The organism is Cellulomonas sp. SLBN-39, from assembly GCF_006715865.1.
Taxonomy (GTDB): domain Bacteria; phylum Actinomycetota; class Actinomycetes; order Actinomycetales; family Cellulomonadaceae; genus Cellulomonas.
Genome location: NZ_VFOA01000001.1, coordinates 1,657,329 through 1,672,508, shown reverse-complemented (window position 1 = coordinate 1,672,508; position 15,180 = coordinate 1,657,329). Strand labels below are relative to the sequence as shown.

The 15,180-nt window shown below is 76.9% G+C and carries 13 protein-coding genes; 5 read left to right on the top strand and 8 right to left on the bottom strand.

The genetic code is table 11. From position 1 onward, the window contains the following. Positions 1-56: 56 nt before the first annotated feature. From FBY24_RS07645 to FBY24_RS07635, 3 genes are all read right to left on the bottom strand, one after another. Positions 57-902, bottom strand: a complete 846-nt coding sequence (locus tag FBY24_RS07645) for a hypothetical protein (protein WP_142159480.1) — start codon at positions 900-902, stop codon at positions 57-59. A 174-nt stretch (positions 903-1,076) separates the two neighbouring features. Continuing rightward, complete coding sequence (locus tag FBY24_RS07640) at positions 1,077-1,646, bottom strand: DinB family protein (RefSeq protein WP_142159478.1); 570 nt, start codon at positions 1,644-1,646, stop codon at positions 1,077-1,079. A gap of 241 nt (positions 1,647-1,887) precedes the next feature. Next, entirely contained in the window at positions 1,888-3,150 is a 1,263-nt protein-coding gene (locus FBY24_RS07635) for a GAF domain-containing protein (RefSeq protein WP_142159476.1), read from the bottom strand. Between the two features lie 212 nt (positions 3,151-3,362). Here FBY24_RS07635 and FBY24_RS07630 point away from each other — a divergent pair, with 212 nt between their 5' ends. From FBY24_RS07630 to FBY24_RS07610, 5 genes are all read left to right on the top strand, one after another. Further along, positions 3,363-4,217, top strand: a complete 855-nt coding sequence (locus FBY24_RS07630) for a DUF4190 domain-containing protein (protein ID WP_142159473.1) — start codon at positions 3,363-3,365, stop codon at positions 4,215-4,217. Positions 4,218-4,325: 108 nt separating this feature from the next. Then, entirely contained in the window at positions 4,326-4,934 is a 609-nt protein-coding gene (locus FBY24_RS07625) for a TetR/AcrR family transcriptional regulator (protein ID WP_140458035.1), read from the top strand. A 4-nt stretch (positions 4,935-4,938) separates the two neighbouring features. Further along, complete coding sequence (locus FBY24_RS07620; protein WP_255432285.1) at positions 4,939-6,231, top strand: RNA methyltransferase; 1,293 nt, start codon at positions 4,939-4,941, stop codon at positions 6,229-6,231. A 187-nt stretch (positions 6,232-6,418) separates the two neighbouring features. Then, positions 6,419-7,471 carry a lytic polysaccharide monooxygenase gene (locus tag FBY24_RS07615; protein ID WP_142159471.1) on the top strand — a complete coding sequence of 351 codons (1,053 nt, stop codon included), beginning with the start codon at positions 6,419-6,421 and terminating at the stop codon, positions 7,469-7,471. 123 nt (positions 7,472-7,594) lie between these two features. After that, on the top strand, positions 7,595-9,529 hold the full coding sequence (locus tag FBY24_RS07610; RefSeq protein WP_142159469.1) for an NHL domain-containing thioredoxin family protein: 1,935 nt from the start codon (positions 7,595-7,597) through the stop codon (positions 9,527-9,529). Between the two features lie 54 nt (positions 9,530-9,583). Here the strand turns inward: FBY24_RS07610 and FBY24_RS07605 are convergent, their stop codons facing one another. The 5 genes from FBY24_RS07605 to FBY24_RS07585 form a co-directional block, all read right to left on the bottom strand. Further along, entirely contained in the window at positions 9,584-11,023 is a 1,440-nt protein-coding gene (locus tag FBY24_RS07605; protein ID WP_255432284.1) for a diguanylate cyclase, read from the bottom strand. Between the two features lie 162 nt (positions 11,024-11,185). Next, positions 11,186-11,404 carry a hypothetical protein gene (locus FBY24_RS07600; RefSeq protein ID WP_142159467.1) on the bottom strand — a complete coding sequence of 73 codons (219 nt, stop codon included), beginning with the start codon at positions 11,402-11,404 and terminating at the stop codon, positions 11,186-11,188. Positions 11,405-11,452: 48 nt separating this feature from the next. After that, positions 11,453-12,472, bottom strand: a complete 1,020-nt coding sequence (locus FBY24_RS07595) for a hypothetical protein (RefSeq protein WP_142159465.1) — start codon at positions 12,470-12,472, stop codon at positions 11,453-11,455. 116 nt (positions 12,473-12,588) lie between these two features. Further along, positions 12,589-12,819 carry a DUF6458 family protein gene (locus FBY24_RS07590; protein ID WP_142159463.1) on the bottom strand — a complete coding sequence of 77 codons (231 nt, stop codon included), beginning with the start codon at positions 12,817-12,819 and terminating at the stop codon, positions 12,589-12,591. Positions 12,820-13,005: 186 nt separating this feature from the next. Further along, positions 13,006-15,126: a prolyl oligopeptidase family serine peptidase gene (locus FBY24_RS07585; protein WP_142159461.1), complete on the bottom strand. Its 2,121-nt coding sequence runs from the start codon at positions 15,124-15,126 to the stop codon at positions 13,006-13,008. Between the last annotated feature and the right edge of the window lie 54 nt (positions 15,127-15,180).

Here is a 15,180-nt window from a genome sequence, read left to right as displayed (position 1 = left end):
GGCGTTGCGACCCGCACGGCGAGGACGGGCCGGGCCACGGGCCGGGGCCGGGCGTCTCAGCGGCGGGCGGTGCGGACGCGCTCGTCGAGCTCCTCGGGCGTGACCACGAAGCCGCCCGCGTCCACGACGGTGCCGCCCGCGGTGCGCCAGAGCGTCGCGACGACGCGGCAGATGCCCGGCGTGACGCGCTGACGGGCGATCACGTGGAGCTGGGAGGGCTGCTCGACCTCGAGCTCGACCGGGTCCGGGGGCAACCACGAGACCCGGTACGCCCACGGGCCGTGGGCCCGCCAGTCCAGCGTCGAGAGCACCGCCGGGACCTCGTGCGAGCGGGTGCACCGCACGACGACCTGCCCGTCGTACTCGTAGGAGGCGGTGAGGGAGAACTCCGCGGGGCCGTCGGGACGTCCCGCGGTCTCGACCGGCCCGACGCGCGACCCGCTCAGCGACGGGCGCAGCAGCGGGAGCGCGTCGCGGGGCGGCACCGGCACCGGCGACCAGAGCGTGAGGTCGACGGACGCGTGCGGGTCGGGCACCAGCGCGCGCGAGCGGTCCGCGGGCAGGATCGCCCCGCCCGTGCGTCGGGCGACGGCGGTGGCCCACCCCGCGGCGACGTCGCCCAGGCCCGTGACGGGGACGCCGTACAGGTCGCTCTCGCGCGGCGGCAGGCCGGCCGCGCGGGCGTCCGCGGCGGCGAGGGGGAACGGACCGACGACCTCGGTGGCCCCGTCGAGGTCCAGCAGCCCCGGGCCGGGGGCGGTCGTCGCCGCCATGCCGCGGAACCGGGCGCCCGCCATCGGGCGCGCGGCGGTGGCACGGCCGGGTTCGCGGCTCCAGCGGGCGGCGGGGAACCAGGCCGTGGCGAGCACGAGGACGTCCGTCCCGCGCGGGAGCGCGATCACGTGCCGTCCGTCGAGGTCAGCAGGAACCGCAGCCGGCTCTGGCATGGCGCGAACGTAGCGGGTGAATGCTGCGGATGTGTTTCGCTGCGCCCGACGTCCCACCCTGCGGACGGACCGGCCCCGACCGCCCCTGCCCCGCCCGGCCGGCGGCCGCCCGGGCGGGTGGTGCGCGGCTCAGCCGCGGACGTCGTCGAGGTGGTGCACCACGTCGTGGAGGAAGTACTGCCCGAGGGTGCGCACGGTGAACACCGACCCGTTGGACCGGCGGCCGGGGCGTGCCCACTGGTCGCCCTGCACGGCGTCGAAGCGGGCGGCCGTGCGCTCGGCGGACGCCGCGAGCTCGTCGGCGACGACGACCGGGTCCTGCGCGTCGTACCGGTCCTCCAGCGCGGTGGCGTCCTGGTCCCAGTTGGCGAAGAGGGGGTCGTCCTCCTCGACCATGGCGCGCACCCGCTCGTCGAAGACGCGCATGACGTCGCGCACGTGGGCGCCGTACTCCAGAGCCGACCACGTCGACGGCGCGGGCCGCTCGCGGGCGTCGGGGCGGTGCAGGACCGCGACCCAGCGGGGCACGAGGTCGCGGACGGTCGCGCCGATCTCGGCGGGCTCGACGTCGGCGGCGGCGAACCCGCACTCGGGGCAGCGACGCTCGAGGACCCAGGTCCAGTCCTTGACGTCGGGCTCGACGGCCGGGGGCCGGGCGGTCGGTGCGTCGTCCGGCGCGGTGCGTGCGGTCTCGTCCACGCCCGTCACGGTAGCGCGGGAGAAAAGGGTGCGGGCGGCGCGCCCCCTCCTGCGCGCCGCCCGCCGGCACCGTTGCACGTCCCTCGCGGGGCGCACCCCTGCGGTGCCACTGGCGGGCACGCTAGCGAGCCGCACGTTGCACGACCGTTGCACGCCGCGGGGCGGCGGCGCGATTCGCCCGTTGGACGTACGTCCAGGTCAGGACAGGTGCGACGGGCCGGCGCGCGGGGTCCGGGGCGGGTCAGCGCAGGCTGCGGTCGAGCTGGGCGAGACGGGTGTGCGCGCGCAGGTGCGCGGCGGAGCCGATCGGCGCGACGCGGGCCAGCACCTGCCACGCCTCCCAGTCGTCGAGCCCCTCTTCCTGCGTGGTCCAGCGGCCCACGAGATCCGCGTCGCGGGACGCCAGCGCGGAGGACCGCAGGTCGGTGCGCAGCGACTCCCGCAGGCGCGCGACGCCCGGTGCGGCGGACCGGACGAGGACGGGCCCGGAGTACGCGGCGAGGGCCGCGGGCACGTCGTCGATGGCCAGCGCGGACCGCACCTGGTCGAGGTCCGTGGGCAGGGGCGAGGTCAGCCGGTAGGGGCGGGACTCCGACAGCAGCGGCCCGACGAGGCGGCGCAGCCGGGAGATCTCGGCCCGGACGGTGACCTCCGACAGCTCGTGCTCGGAGAGCAGGACCGCGAGCTCGTCCCCCGTGAGGCCGCCGGGGTGCTCGGCCAGGAGGAGCAGGATCTCCGCGTGCCGGCAGGTGAGGCGCCGCCGCCCGGTGGGCGTGTGCAGGGTGCCGCCGTGCGGCCCGAGGACGTCCAGGCGCAGGGTGGGCGGGGCGGGCCCGCCGGCGATGGTGGCCTCGACGGCCGCGACGGTCGCCCGGACCAGCGCGAGGGCCATCCACGTGGACACCTCGTCGCGGCCCGTGACGTCGAGGACCCCGACGACGCGCCCGTCGGGGCCGCGCACGGGGGCCGCCGCGCAGCTCCAGGGGTGCACGACGCGCGCCCAGTGCTCGGCGGAGACGACCTGCAGGGGGCGCCGCGTGGCCAGGGCGGTGCCGAGCGCGTTGGTGCCGACGCTGTCCTCGCGCCACGTGGCGCCCTCGACGAAGCCGACCTGCTCGAGGCGGCGGCGGGCCTCCTTGTCGCCGTCGACCCAGAGCATGCGCCCCGACTCGTCGGTGAGCGCCGCGACCCACGAGGCGCCGGGCTCGACGAGGAGGCGACGGACCACCGGCACGGCGCCGGAGACGGGGTGCTCCTCGCGCAGCGCGCGCAGGTCGGGGTCGGACAGGTCGACGGGCGGGGTCGGCAGCTCGGGGTCGACGCCGACGCGGCGGCTGCGGCGCCAGGAGTCGGCGACGAAACGTCGGACGCGCGCGCCGGGGTCGGTGCCGCTGAGCACGAAGGACTCGTGGGCCTCGCGCACGCGCGCGACAGTCTCCGGGCACGGGGGTGCCTCGTCCGTGCCAGTGCTGCCGTCGGGGACGGCGTGGGCGTGTCGGCTCATGGTGCTCCGTCGGGGCGCGCTGGGAGCATCCTAGGCGAAGCACGCAGATCCGACGTGACCTGAATCACACGTTTTGTCCGGTTCTGACTCCAGACATCACCCGCGAGCACCTGCCGGCGTGTCACACCGCCCCGTTACGCTGCCGCGCGCACCCACATCACCGAGGTCTCCTCGCCCCTGCGCGCGCAGGGGAACCCCCAGCGAAGGACGTCATGAGCGACACGAGCGGCACGCCGCAGCCGGGCCCCGACAACGCGGGCGGCCCGACCGACCCGTACGCGGTCCCGACCCCGCCCCCGGCCCCGCCGGCCGGCGCACCCGAGCCCCCCGCCGCCCCGACCTACGGCACCGCGCCGACCACGCCCGAGGCGCCCGCCTACGGCGCACCGGCCGCGCCCGCCGCCCCCGGCTACGGGTCCGCGCCGGCGTACGCCGCGGCCTCCCCGTACGCCGCGCCGACCGGCCCCGGCACCGACGGCGTCTCGATCGCCGCCCTCGTCACCGGCATCCTCGGCCTGGCGATCGTGCCGCTGATCCTGGGCATCCTCGGCCTGAACCGCACCAAGAAGAACGGCACGTCCGGCCGCGGGTTCGCGATCGCCGGCATCGTCCTCGGTGCGCTGCAGATCGTGGCGTACATCATCCTGATCGTCACAGTCGTGGCGGGCCTGTCGGCCGTGAACAGCGAGTCGCAGGGCCTGCGCGACGACTGCTCCGCCGGTGACATGACCGCGTGCGACACGCTGGCCATCACGTCGTCGCTCACGGGCGAGGTCGACGAGGTCGCCGACACCTGCGGCGGCACGATGCCGGCCGGCTCGGGCGGCTCCTGCCAGTTCGGCCCGGTCGACCCCGGCACCGACGAGGGCACGACCGAGGGCAGCGCGTTCACCTACGGCGACGACGCCACGCTCGACGCCCTGTGGGACGCGTGCGAGGGCGGCGACATGGCCTCGTGCGACGACCTCTACATGGAGTCCGAGCCGGGCAGCGAGTACGAGAGCTTCGGCGGCACGTGCGGCAACCGCCAGGAGACGGACGCGTACTGCGTGGACCTCGACCTCTGACAGGTCCACCACCCGCGGGCGGGTCGGGTGCTGCGGCACCCGGCCCGCCCGTGGTCCGTCCGGGGCACGGGCGGCATGGTTTCTGACGCGGTGTGCGAGGATGTCAGCATGCCCAAGATCATCGGCGGATCCCTGCACGAGCACCGCGAGCAGACCCGCCTCCGGCTGTTCGGCGCCCTCGGCACCCTGATGGCCGAGCGCGGCTTCGACGCCATCACGCTGGCCGACATCGCGTCCGCCGCCGGTGTGGGCCGCACCGCCGTGTACAACCACTTCCCCGACAAGGAGGCGCTCCTGCTCGGGTTCATCACCCACGAGACCGAGCAGTACGCCGCAGGGCTCCAGGCCTCCATCGAGGGCACCGACGACCCCGTCGAGCAGCTGCGCACCTACGTGCGCCAGCAGGCCAGCCTGCGTCGCGTCTACCACGTCGCCCCCGGCCCCGACCTGCGCGCCGTGCTCTCGCGCGGGGCCCAGCAGCGCGTCCGCGAGCACGTGCTCGTCGTCGAGCGCATCCTGCGCGACGTCCTCGCCGCCGGCATCGCCTCCGGCGCCTTCCCCGAGCAGGACCTCGAGACCACCGTCCCCCTCGTGCACGCGTGCCTGACCGGCCGCGGCATCCCCGAGGAGGACGGGCCCGAGCGCGACCACGCCCTCGCCCAGACCGAGGCGTTCGTGCTGCGCGCCGTCGGCGCACCCGTCACCGTCGCGGCCTGACGACGTGCCCGGACGACGACCTCCCCGCCCGGCCGACGGCGGGTCCGGCGGCCGCGCCGGCGGGCCCGCACGCGGCGGGCGGACCGCACGCGCCGAGCAGCCGGTGCGCGGCGGCCGGCCCGCGCGCCCCGGCCAGGCCGGCCGCACGGGCACGCCCCGGCACGAGGACCGCGGTCGGCGCCCCGCCGACCGGCCGCGTCGCCCCGCCGCCAGCACCGTCGAGCTGACCTACCTGCCCGGCCTGCGGGACGTCGTCGCGGCCGAGGTCGCGGCCCTGCTGCCCGCGGCGCACGGCCTGCGCGACGTGCCCGGCCGCACCGACGCCGTCGAGCTGCACCTGCCCGGGCCGCTCGCCCCCGTCGCCACGCTGCGCACCCCCGTCGCCGCGTGGGTCGTCGTGCACCTCGACGTGCCGCGGCCGAAGACGTTCGCGAGCCCCGAGCACCTCCAGCGGATCGTCGACGCCGCGTACGCGTCGCTGCGCGTGGCCGGGTCGTCGAGCTTCCGGTTCGAGGCCGCCGGGTCGGACTCGGCGGTGTTCGCCCGCCTGGCGGACCTGCTGCACGAGGCCACCGGGCTGCGGCACGCCCCCGACGACGGCGACCTCGTGGTTCGCGTGCGGCGCGGCGTCCACCGCACCGGCTCCGGGCGCACCGGGGCCACCGACCCCGGCTGGGACGTCCTCGTGCGCGTCGGCCCGCGCCCGCTCTCGGCCCGCACCTGGCGCGTCGTCGACTACCCGGGCGCCGCCAACGCGACGATCGCCGCCGCCATGAGCCGGCTCGGGGGGATCGTGCCGACGGACCGGGTCGTCAACCTCATGTGCGGCTCCGGCACGCTCCTCGTCGAGCGCCTGCTCGCGGGCCCCGCGTCAGCCGGCATCGGCGTCGACACCTCGCCGACCGCACGGGACGCCGCGCGGCAGAACCTCGACGCCGCCGGGCTGCGCCGTGCACCGACGCCCGCGCTGCTCGCCGCCGACGCCACCGACCCCGCGGCCCTCGCGGCGGCGCTGGCCGGGCCGCTCGACGGGCACGGGGCCGACCTGCTGCTCGCCGACCCGCCGTGGGGCACCCGGCACGGGTCGCACGCGGCGAGCCCCGCGCTGCACGCGGGCCTGCTGCGGGCAGCGCACGCCGTCGCGGCACCCGGCGCGCGCCTGGTGGTGCTGACGCACGAGGTGCGCGTGATGGAGCGGGTCGTGGCCGACGCCACGGCGCTGTGGGGGGCGCGCGAGCCCGTGCGGGTCTTCGCCAAGGGGCACCACCCGCGCCTCTGGGTGCTCGACCGGCGCTGACGCGCAGGTCGCGTGCGCCGGGCGGGACCTGCGTCCCGACGGAAACGTTTCGGGGCCTGGCGCCCCTCGGGGCTCCCGGGTGACGGTCTCCTGACACGCGTCGACGCCGACCGTGCGCGGCCCGGGGGTGGGAGCCGACGGCCGGTGCGGCGCGAGCCGATCGCTCCCGACCTGAACGGAGACCGCGATGTCCGTCCGTACCGCACTGCGCCGCCTGGCGGTGGCGCTGCCGATCGCCCTGGTGGGTGCCGGCCTCGTCGCCACCGGCGCCTCGGCGCACGGCACCGTCACCGACCCCCCGACCCGCAACTACCGCTGCTGGTCCGTGTGGGGCGCGGACCACCTCAACCCGAACATGGCCCAGCTCGACCCGATGTGCTGGCAGGCGTGGCAGGACGACCCGAACGCCATGTGGAACTGGAACGGGCTCTACCACGAGGGCATCGGCGGACGGCACGAGGAGCTCATCCCCGACGGCCAGCTCTGCTCGGGCGGCCAGACCGAGGGCGGGCGCTACAACTCCCTCGACACCCCCGGCGCCTGGAAGATGACGGACGTGCCGGAGCAGTTCCAGCTCACGCTCACCGACAGCGCCAAGCACGGCGCCGACTACCTGCGCATCTACGTGACCAAGCCCGGCTTCGACCCCACGGCGGAGGCACCCGGCTGGGACGACATGCAGCTGCTCAAGGTCACCGGGAGCTACCCGACGACGGGCCTGTACCAGACCGACGTCAACCTGACCGGGCGCGAGGGCCGGGCCATCCTCTACACGATCTGGCAGGCCAGCCACACCGACCAGCCGTACTACCTGTGCTCCGACATCAACATCGGCGGCGACGGCACGGAGCCGACCCCCACGCCCACACCGACCCCCACGGTGACGCCCACCCCGACGCCGACGCCGACGGTCACGCCGACGCCGACCCCGACGCCCACGTCGACCCCCACGCCGACGCCGACCGCCGGTGGATGCACCGCGACGGTCAAGGTCGTGAACACCTGGCCCGGCGGCTACCAGGCCGACGTCGTCGTCACGGCCGGCGCGGGCGGCCTGCACGGATGGACCGCGTCCGTCCCCGGCGCCACCATCACCCAGGCGTGGAACGGGACCGTCAGCGGGACGACGATCACCAGCGTCGGGTGGAACAGCCACCTGAACGCCGGCCAGACCGCGACGGCCGGGTTCCTCGGCTCCGGCTCGCCCACGGGCCTGACCGCCACGTGCGCCCCGGCCTGACCTGACCCGCAGCACCACCACGCAGGCCCTGCCCCTCCCGGGCAGGGCCTGCGTGCGGCACGGGTCCCGGTCGAGCGACGGACGGCGGGACTGCGCGCGGCGCGGACGGTGTTGACTTGGTCCGTGACCACGAGCAGCACCCGACTCCCCCGTGTCCGCGCCTCCGAGCTGGTCGGCCGCGGCTGGCTCAACACCGGCGGCGCCGACGTGACGCTCGCCGACCTGCGCGGCAAGGTCGTCGTCCTCGACTTCTGGACCTTCTGCTGCATCAACTGCCTGCACGTGCTCGACGAGCTGCGCGAGCTCGAGGCCGAGCACCGCGACGTCCTCGTCATCGTGGGCGTGCACTCCCCCAAGTTCGCGCACGAGGCCGACCCGGCGGCCCTCGCGGCCGCGGTCGAGCGGTACGAGGTGCACCACCCGGTGCTCGACGACCCCGACCTGGTGACGTGGCAGGCGTACACGGCGCGCGCGTGGCCGACCCTGGTCGTCATCGACCCCGAGGGGTACGTCGTCGCGCAGATGGCCGGCGAGGGGCACGCGCACGCCGTCGAGGCGCTGGTGCGCGAGCTCGTGGCCGAGCACGAGGCGAAGGGCACGCTGCACCGCGGCGACGGCCCGTACGTGCCGCCGACGCCGCAGCCGACGACGCTGCGCTTCCCCGCCAAGGCCGTCGAGCTGCCCGGCGGCACGTACCTGGTCGCGGACGCGGGGCACCACGCGCTGACCGAGGTGGCCGCGGACGGCGAGACGCTGGTGCGGCGGATCGGCACCGGGGAGCGCGGGCTCGTCGACGGCGGCCCGGACGAGGCGCGCCTGAGCGAGCCGAACGGGCTGGCGCTGGTGCCCGAGGCGCTGCGCGCGCAGGTGGGCTACGACGTGCTCGTCGCCGACACCGTCAACCACGCGCTGCGGGGCGTGCGCCTGGCCGACGGGCACGTGACGACGGTCGCCGGGACGGGCGAGCAGTTCATGGTCGGTGCGGTCGACAACGTGCGGCCCGACGACGCGGACGGTCCGCGGACCGAGCGCTCGGGGTTCGCCTACGCCGGGCCGGCCCGCGACGTGCGGCTGTCGTCGCCGTGGGACGTGACCTGGTTCGAGCCGTGGGGCGTGTTCGTCGTCGCCATGGCCGGCCACCACACGCTGTGGACGTTCGACCCGGTGGCGGGCACCGTGCGGCACGTCGCCGGGACGATGAACGAGGGCCTCGTCGACGGCCCCGCCGCGGACGCGTGGTTCGCGCAGCCGTCCGGCCTGTCCGTGGCGGGCGAGCACGTGTGGCTCGCGGACTCGGAGACGTCGGCGCTGCGCCGGCTCGACGCCGCCGGCGCGGACCCGGCGGACGCCACGGTCCGCACCGTCGTCGGCGAGGGGCTCTTCGACTTCGGGCACCGGGACGGTGCGGCCGACGAGGCGCGCCTGCAGCACCCCTTGGGCGTCGCGGTGCTGCCCGACGGCTCCGTGCTGGTGGCCGACACGTACAACGGGGCGCTGCGCCGGTGGGCGCCGGACCCCGAGGGCGGCGCCGGCCAGGTCACGACGCTGGCCACCGACCTCGCCGAGCCGAGCGGGCTGGTGCTGCCGGCGGGCGATGCCGGGCACGTGCTCGTCGTGGAGTCCGCCGCGCACCGGCTCACGCGCGTGGCGCTGCCCGCGGACGCGACCGGCACGCACGTCGACGGTGGCGCGCACCGCACCCGACGGCCGGTGACGGACGTCGCCGGCGGTGAGGTCCGGCTCGAGGTCGTCTTCACGCCCGCCCCGGGGCAGAAGCTCGACACCCGGTGGGGGCCGTCGACGTCGCTGCAGGTGTCCGCGACGCCGCCCGAGCTGCTGCTGGACGGCGCCGGGACGGACGTGGACCTGGTGCGGACGCTGCGGCTCGACCCGGCGGTCGGCGAGGGCGTGCTGCACGTGACCGCCCGGGCGGCGAGCTGCGACGGCGACCCGGCGATCGAGCACCCCGCGTGCCACCTGGCGGCGCAGGACTGGGGCGTGCCGGTCCGCATCACCGCCGGCGCGGCCGACACCCTGACGCTGCCGCTGCTGGGCTGAGCGCGGCTGCCCGCCCGCACCTCGCGGGCGGGCACCGCGGGGCCGGCGTGCGGGTCAGCCCGCGTCGAGCACGGCGATCGCGGCGAGCGCGGCCAGCGCGGTGCGGACCTGCCGGCCGGTGCCGACGGACTCCGCGGCCCCGATCTCGACGACCCAGTCGTCGCGCTCGACCGTGAGCGTCGTCGTCGCCTGCCCGGCGTCCGACGGGCTGCCGCCGCGCGCGACGGCCCCGAGGACGTCGCTGCCGGGCTGCCGGGCGAGCACGGTCCACTCCTCGCCGCCGAGCGTCTCGGTCGCGGCCGCGGCGAACGCGCACAGGCGCGGCACCACACCGGTCTGCGCCTGCCCGATCGCCACCGACCCGGCGGACACCAGGCGCTCCGCGGTCACGGCGGGGTCGGCCGCCAGCGGCACCGAGCGGGCACGCGCCCGGGCCCGGGCGCGCTTGTTGCGGTACTGCGCCTGGTCGGCGCGACGGAACAGGTGGCGGGCGTGCACCGCGCCCGTGACGGCGGTCGACGCGACGCCGTAGGAGATCGCTGCGCCGTGCGGCAGCGGGAACCGGCTCACGGTCAGCGCCATGGTCTCCGCGACGAGCCGGCGCGGGTGCCCGGCCGTGACGAGGCAGAACTCGTCGCCGCCGATGCGCGCGGCGGTGGCGCCGGGCAGCGCGTCGGCCGCACGGCGCAGCACGTCCGCCACGGCGCGCAGCAGGTCGTCGCCCGCGTCGTGGCCGAGCTCGTCGTTGACGCGCTTGAGGCCGTCGACGTCGCACATGACGATGCAGGTCTCCTGCCCGGAGGACAGGGCGGCGTCGGCGGCGGAGTCCGCGACGCGGCGGTTGGCCAGGCCCGTCAGGGGGTCGTCGGCGACGATGTGGCGGACCTGCCGCTCCAGGTCGACGCGCGCGACGGCGCCGGCGACGAGCGCGGCGAGCACGTCGGCGGTCGCGATGTCGTCCTCGCCGAACCGCGGCAGCGCGGGGTCGCGCCGGGCGAGCGTGAGCTGACCCCAGACGGCGTCGTTGACGACGACGGGTGCGGTGACGACGCTGCGGCTGCCGGTCGCGCGGAGCGTCTCGACCTCCGCGGGGTCCCCGCCGTCCGGGTCTCCGGGGGCGAGCGGGGTGCCGTCGGCGTCGACCGTGTGCGCGACCCAGGACCGCCGGTCGCGCAGCAGGGCGCGCAGCGCGGGGCGCTCGTCGACGGTCGTGGTGGTGCGCGTGACCCACGGCTCGCGTGCCGGGGCGTCGGCCGGCTCCAGGTGCAGGATGCGTGCCGCGCCCTGCTCGACGCGCACGAGCAGGCACACGTCGGCGTCCACGACCGACAGGCCCAGCCGGGTGGCGACCCCCACGACGTCGTCGACGTCGCGGCACCGGTCCAGCCGGTAGGCCGCCAGCGCGAGCCCGCGCACGCCACGGAGGTCCGCAGCGGAGAGGCCCTCCCGGTGCGCACCCGTCGTGGCAGAGCCTCCACGCGTCACGCTGCTCATCATCGACCCTGGGATCACGTCCGCACGACTCCCGGGAGGTGAGAGATCCGTGAGATCGCCCGCCCGGGCAACCGATTCCTGGGCGTTCGTCCGGTCTGCCCGGAGCCGGCGGCGCGACGGGGGACGCCCCACGCCCTGCGGGCCGTCCCCGGGGTCCACGGCTCAGCCCTGCGGGGTGACGGGACCGCCCGGTGCCACGCGGACCCGGACCCCGTCCACGTCGTGGGGCACGTCGGGGTGCGTCGGCCCGCCGCGGGTGTCGCGGACGAGCAGCCCGTACCCGTCGGCGTCGGGCGCGATCCCGACCGCGAGGCCCGGTCGGCCCGCGAGCGCGACGAGGAGCTCGCGCTTGGCGGCGCGGGCCTGCTCGAGGTCCGCCATGCGTGCACCTCCCGGGCGTGCGGTGCGCTCGTCACGTCGTCCACCGCGTCAGCCCAGGAGCGAGGCGTCGAGGGCGGTGAGGACGGCGTCGACCGGGTTGACGTACGTCAGCCCGCGACCATTCTCCCCCCCGGTCTCGGACCCGGCAAAGAGCAGGCCCAGGGCGACGCCGTCCTCGCGGACCACGAGGGAGCCGGAGTCGCCGCCGCGGGAGAACGGGTCGGGGCCGAGGCCCTCGACCTCGATCTGGTCGTCGAACCGCACGTCGCCGAGATCGTCGCCGTACCCGACGACGACGTCGTCGAGCTCGATCGCGGTGACCCGGCCGCGGGTGGTGCCGGTGGTGCGCCCGGTCTTGAGGACGCGCTCGCCGCCGAGGGCCGTGGCCGTGGTGGTGACGCGGCCGACGGGGTAGGTCGGGTCGACGTCCTGCGTGTCGAGCAGGGCGAGGGCGGCGTCGACGTGCGCCGTGACACCGGCCCGCAGCGGGACCGAGGCGGCCAGGGTGCCGATCCGGTCGTCGGGCGCGGTGCCGCCGTCGGCGGGGCCGGGCTGCAGGACGAGGTCGCCGACCCGCGCGCCGGGGGCGCCGGCGAGCACGTGGTGGTTCGACAGGGCGTGCAGGACCCCGCCGACGGTGACGAACGCGCCGAGGGTGCCGGCGGTGACGTCGACGTGCGCGACGGAGACGCCGGGGCGCAGGGGCCGGACGCGGCCCGTCTCGCCGACGGCCCGGGCGGTGACGACCGGGGGGCGGGGGCGCGGGCCGGGGCCGCCCGCGAGGCGCGGGGCCCCGCCGGCGAGCGGGCGCACACGCCCCGTGCGGCGGACGTCGGCACCGGGACCCGCGTCCGCGGCGACCCGGCGGGCCAGGGCCCGCACCTGCGGGACGCCCAGCCGGTACCGCACGGCGAGCGCGTACCCGCCGTCCGGGCGGGGGGCGAGCCCCAGCGCGAGCGGCACCATGGGCCGGTCGTCGAGCCCGGCGGGTCGCACGTGCCGCTCGACGAGCTCGCGGGCGAGCCCCAGCGCGTGCGTCTTGGCCTGGCGTGCCTCGTCGTGGTCCATCCGCCTCCCCCTTCGTGCGGCCGGGCCGCGTGCGTCGCGCGCCGGGCGGCCGGCGCGTGGCCCAGTGTGCCGAGGGCCGCCCACACGCACGGTGGGGGCGGCCCGGGCGGGGCGGTTCAGACGGCCGGCGGGGGCAGCCGGTCGTCGTGGCGCTCGACGACGACCTCGCTGTGCGCGGTACGTGACCGGCGGCTGCTGAGCGCGAGGACGAGGACCAGCGCGAGCGCGCCGGCGCCCATGCAGATGTAGCCGATGACCGACAGGTCGACGCCCTCGATCACGTCGGACACCCCGAACGCGAGGATCGCGCCGATCACCAGGAGGGCGATGCCGCCACCGATACCCATGTCGCTCCTTCGTCCCTGCCGGTGCCCGTCGCCCCGGCCTGGCTGGCGAGTCTGGTGCCGGTCGGGCGGTCCCGCACGTCGAGCGCGGGCGGCCCGGCGCGCGGGGCGGGTGCGCGCGAGGCGCGGCACCCGGGGTGGGTGCCGCGCCTCGCCGAGCCCAGAGGAGGGCCCTGACCTGGGGGGACGTCAGCCGAGCAGCTCCGGGTACGCGGTGTCGTCGCCGGTGCTGCCGAGCACGTGGGTGGCGAGGAACGCCTGCACCGTGCCGTACCAGACCTTGGCGTGCTGCGGGGTGAGCACCCAGTGGTTCTCGTCGGGGAAGTACAGGAACCGGTGGGGGCTGCGGCCCTCGTCGTCGGCGGGCAGACCGGAGTGCGCGAGCAGCTCGTACCACAGGCGCAGGCCCTCGCCGATGGGCACCCGGTAGTCCTTGTCGCCGTGGATGACGAGCATGGGCGTGACGATCTGCTCGACGAACCGGTGCGGGCTGTTCTCGAGGGCCATCTGCGGGGTCATCTCGCGGCGCCAGTAGTAGGCGCCGTCCGTCGTGGGCCCGAACTGGTCGAGGGCCCACAGGCTCGCGTGCGTGACGACGGCACGGAAGCGGTCGGTGTGCCCGGCCACCCAGTTGGCCATGTACCCGCCGAACGAGCCGCCCATGGCGGCGGTGCGGGTCTCGTCGACGTCGGCCCGGGCCTCGGCGGCGTCGGTGACGGCCAGCAGGTCCGTGTAGGGCGCGGCTCCCCACGCCCCCCAGCCGCGCTGGACGAACTCCTGGCCGTACCCGGTCGACAGGGCCGGGTCGGGCAGCAGCACGGCGTAGCCCTGGGCGACGAGGATCCACGGGTTCCAGCGCCACGACCAGGCGTTCCAGGAGCCGAGGGGGCCGCCGTGGATCCACAGCAGCAGCGGCGCCGGGGTGTCGGTGCTCGCGCCGTGCGGCAGCGCGAGCCAGGCGCGCACCCGGGTGCCGTCGGTGCCGGTGGCCTCGACCTCCTCGAGCCGACCGGACAGGGTCGGCAGCGGCGCGGGGGCGGGCAGGGCGACGGCCTCGACGGGCGCACCGGCCGCGAGGGCCGCGGCGAGGTCGATGCGCACCGGGTGCGCGGGGGCCGCGTAGGACGTCCGCAGCGCGTAGGCCGTGGCGCCGTCGGGGGCCACCTGCACGTCGGAGAACGCGGCGTCGTCGGCGGTCACGCGCGTGACCTGCCCCGACGCGAGGTCGACGTGGAACACGGGCGCCCGGCCGTCGTCGTCGGCGACGGTCAGCAGCGCGTCCGAGCCCGGCAGCCAGACCGGCTCGTGCGGCCAGCGGTCCCAGCCCTCCGCGAGTCGGCGCGGCTGCCCGCCGGCGAGCGGCACGACCCACAGCTCGACGCGCGGCGCGGTGCGCGGCGTCGCGACGGACTCGCGCAGGTACGCCACCAGCGTGCCGTCGGGCGAGACCACGGGGGCACCCAGGTCGGCGTCGTCCTCGGCGAGCAGCACGCGGCGCTCCCCGGTGGCGACGTCGACGGCGACGAGGTGGGCCCGCACGTCGGCGCGGGCCAGGGTCGCGGACCACGCCGTGACGACGGTCGTGCCGTCGGGGCTGATCGTGGGGCTCTGCTCGGCCAGCGCGGGGACGGGCGCGTCGGGGGTCACGTCGCGCAGCTCGAGACGGGCGTCGGCCTCCCCGGCGGCGGGCGCGAGCACGGCGTCGGTGAGGGTGCCGACGAACGCGTGCGTCGCGGCCGGGCCCAGGTCGTGGTCCCAGTACCGGACCGGGTAGGTGTCGTGCAGGATCGCCGCGACCTTCTTGTCCTTGCGCTCCTTGCGCAGCCGGTCGTCGTCGGCCGCGTCGGCGGCCCGGGGGTGGACGGCGGAGCCGAGGACGACGACGGGCGCGGCGGACGCGACGCGCAGACCGCCGAGGCCGGCCGTGCGCTGCGCGACGACGCGCGCCTCGGCGCCGTCCTTCGGCAGCAGCCACAGGGCGGTCACGGGGTCGTCGCCGGAGGCTGCGTCGGGGTCGGGGCGGGCGCTGGTGAACAGCAGGTCGCCCGCGGGGGTGAACGCGGCGCCGGACTCGCCCTTGGCGGAGCGGGTCAGCCGGCGCGCGGGGCGCTCACCGGCGGGGTCCACCTCCCACAGGGCGGTGACCCAGCGGGTCGCGTCCTTGTCGAGCGTCTGCACCGACGTCACCAGGCGGGTGCCGTCGGGCGAGAGGACGAGGCCGCCGGTGCGCGGCAGCGCGTTGTACGCGTCCAGGTCGTGGAACGGCGTCTCGGGCTTCTCGGGGGTGGGTTCGGTGCTCGTCGTGGTCACCGCACCGGTCTACCACGGTGCGGTGACCACGACGGCGGGCGTCGGTTCACCCGA

Coding starts and splice junctions, on each gene's coding strand:
- FBY24_RS07635 (WP_142159476.1), bottom strand. CDS start 3,150: ATGAGCCGACACGCCCACGCCGTCCCCGACGGCAGCACTGGCACGGAC.
- FBY24_RS07630 (WP_142159473.1), top strand. CDS start 3,363: ATGAGCGACACGAGCGGCACGCCGCAGCCGGGCCCCGACAACGCGGGC.
- FBY24_RS07625 (WP_140458035.1), top strand. CDS start 4,326: ATGCCCAAGATCATCGGCGGATCCCTGCACGAGCACCGCGAGCAGACC.
- FBY24_RS07615 (WP_142159471.1), top strand. CDS start 6,419: ATGTCCGTCCGTACCGCACTGCGCCGCCTGGCGGTGGCGCTGCCGATC.
- FBY24_RS07605 (WP_255432284.1), bottom strand. CDS start 11,023: ATGAGCAGCGTGACGCGTGGAGGCTCTGCCACGACGGGTGCGCACCGG.
- FBY24_RS07600 (WP_142159467.1), bottom strand. CDS start 11,404: ATGGCGGACCTCGAGCAGGCCCGCGCCGCCAAGCGCGAGCTCCTCGTC.
- FBY24_RS07595 (WP_142159465.1), bottom strand. CDS start 12,472: ATGGACCACGACGAGGCACGCCAGGCCAAGACGCACGCGCTGGGGCTC.
- FBY24_RS07590 (WP_142159463.1), bottom strand. CDS start 12,819: ATGGGTATCGGTGGCGGCATCGCCCTCCTGGTGATCGGCGCGATCCTC.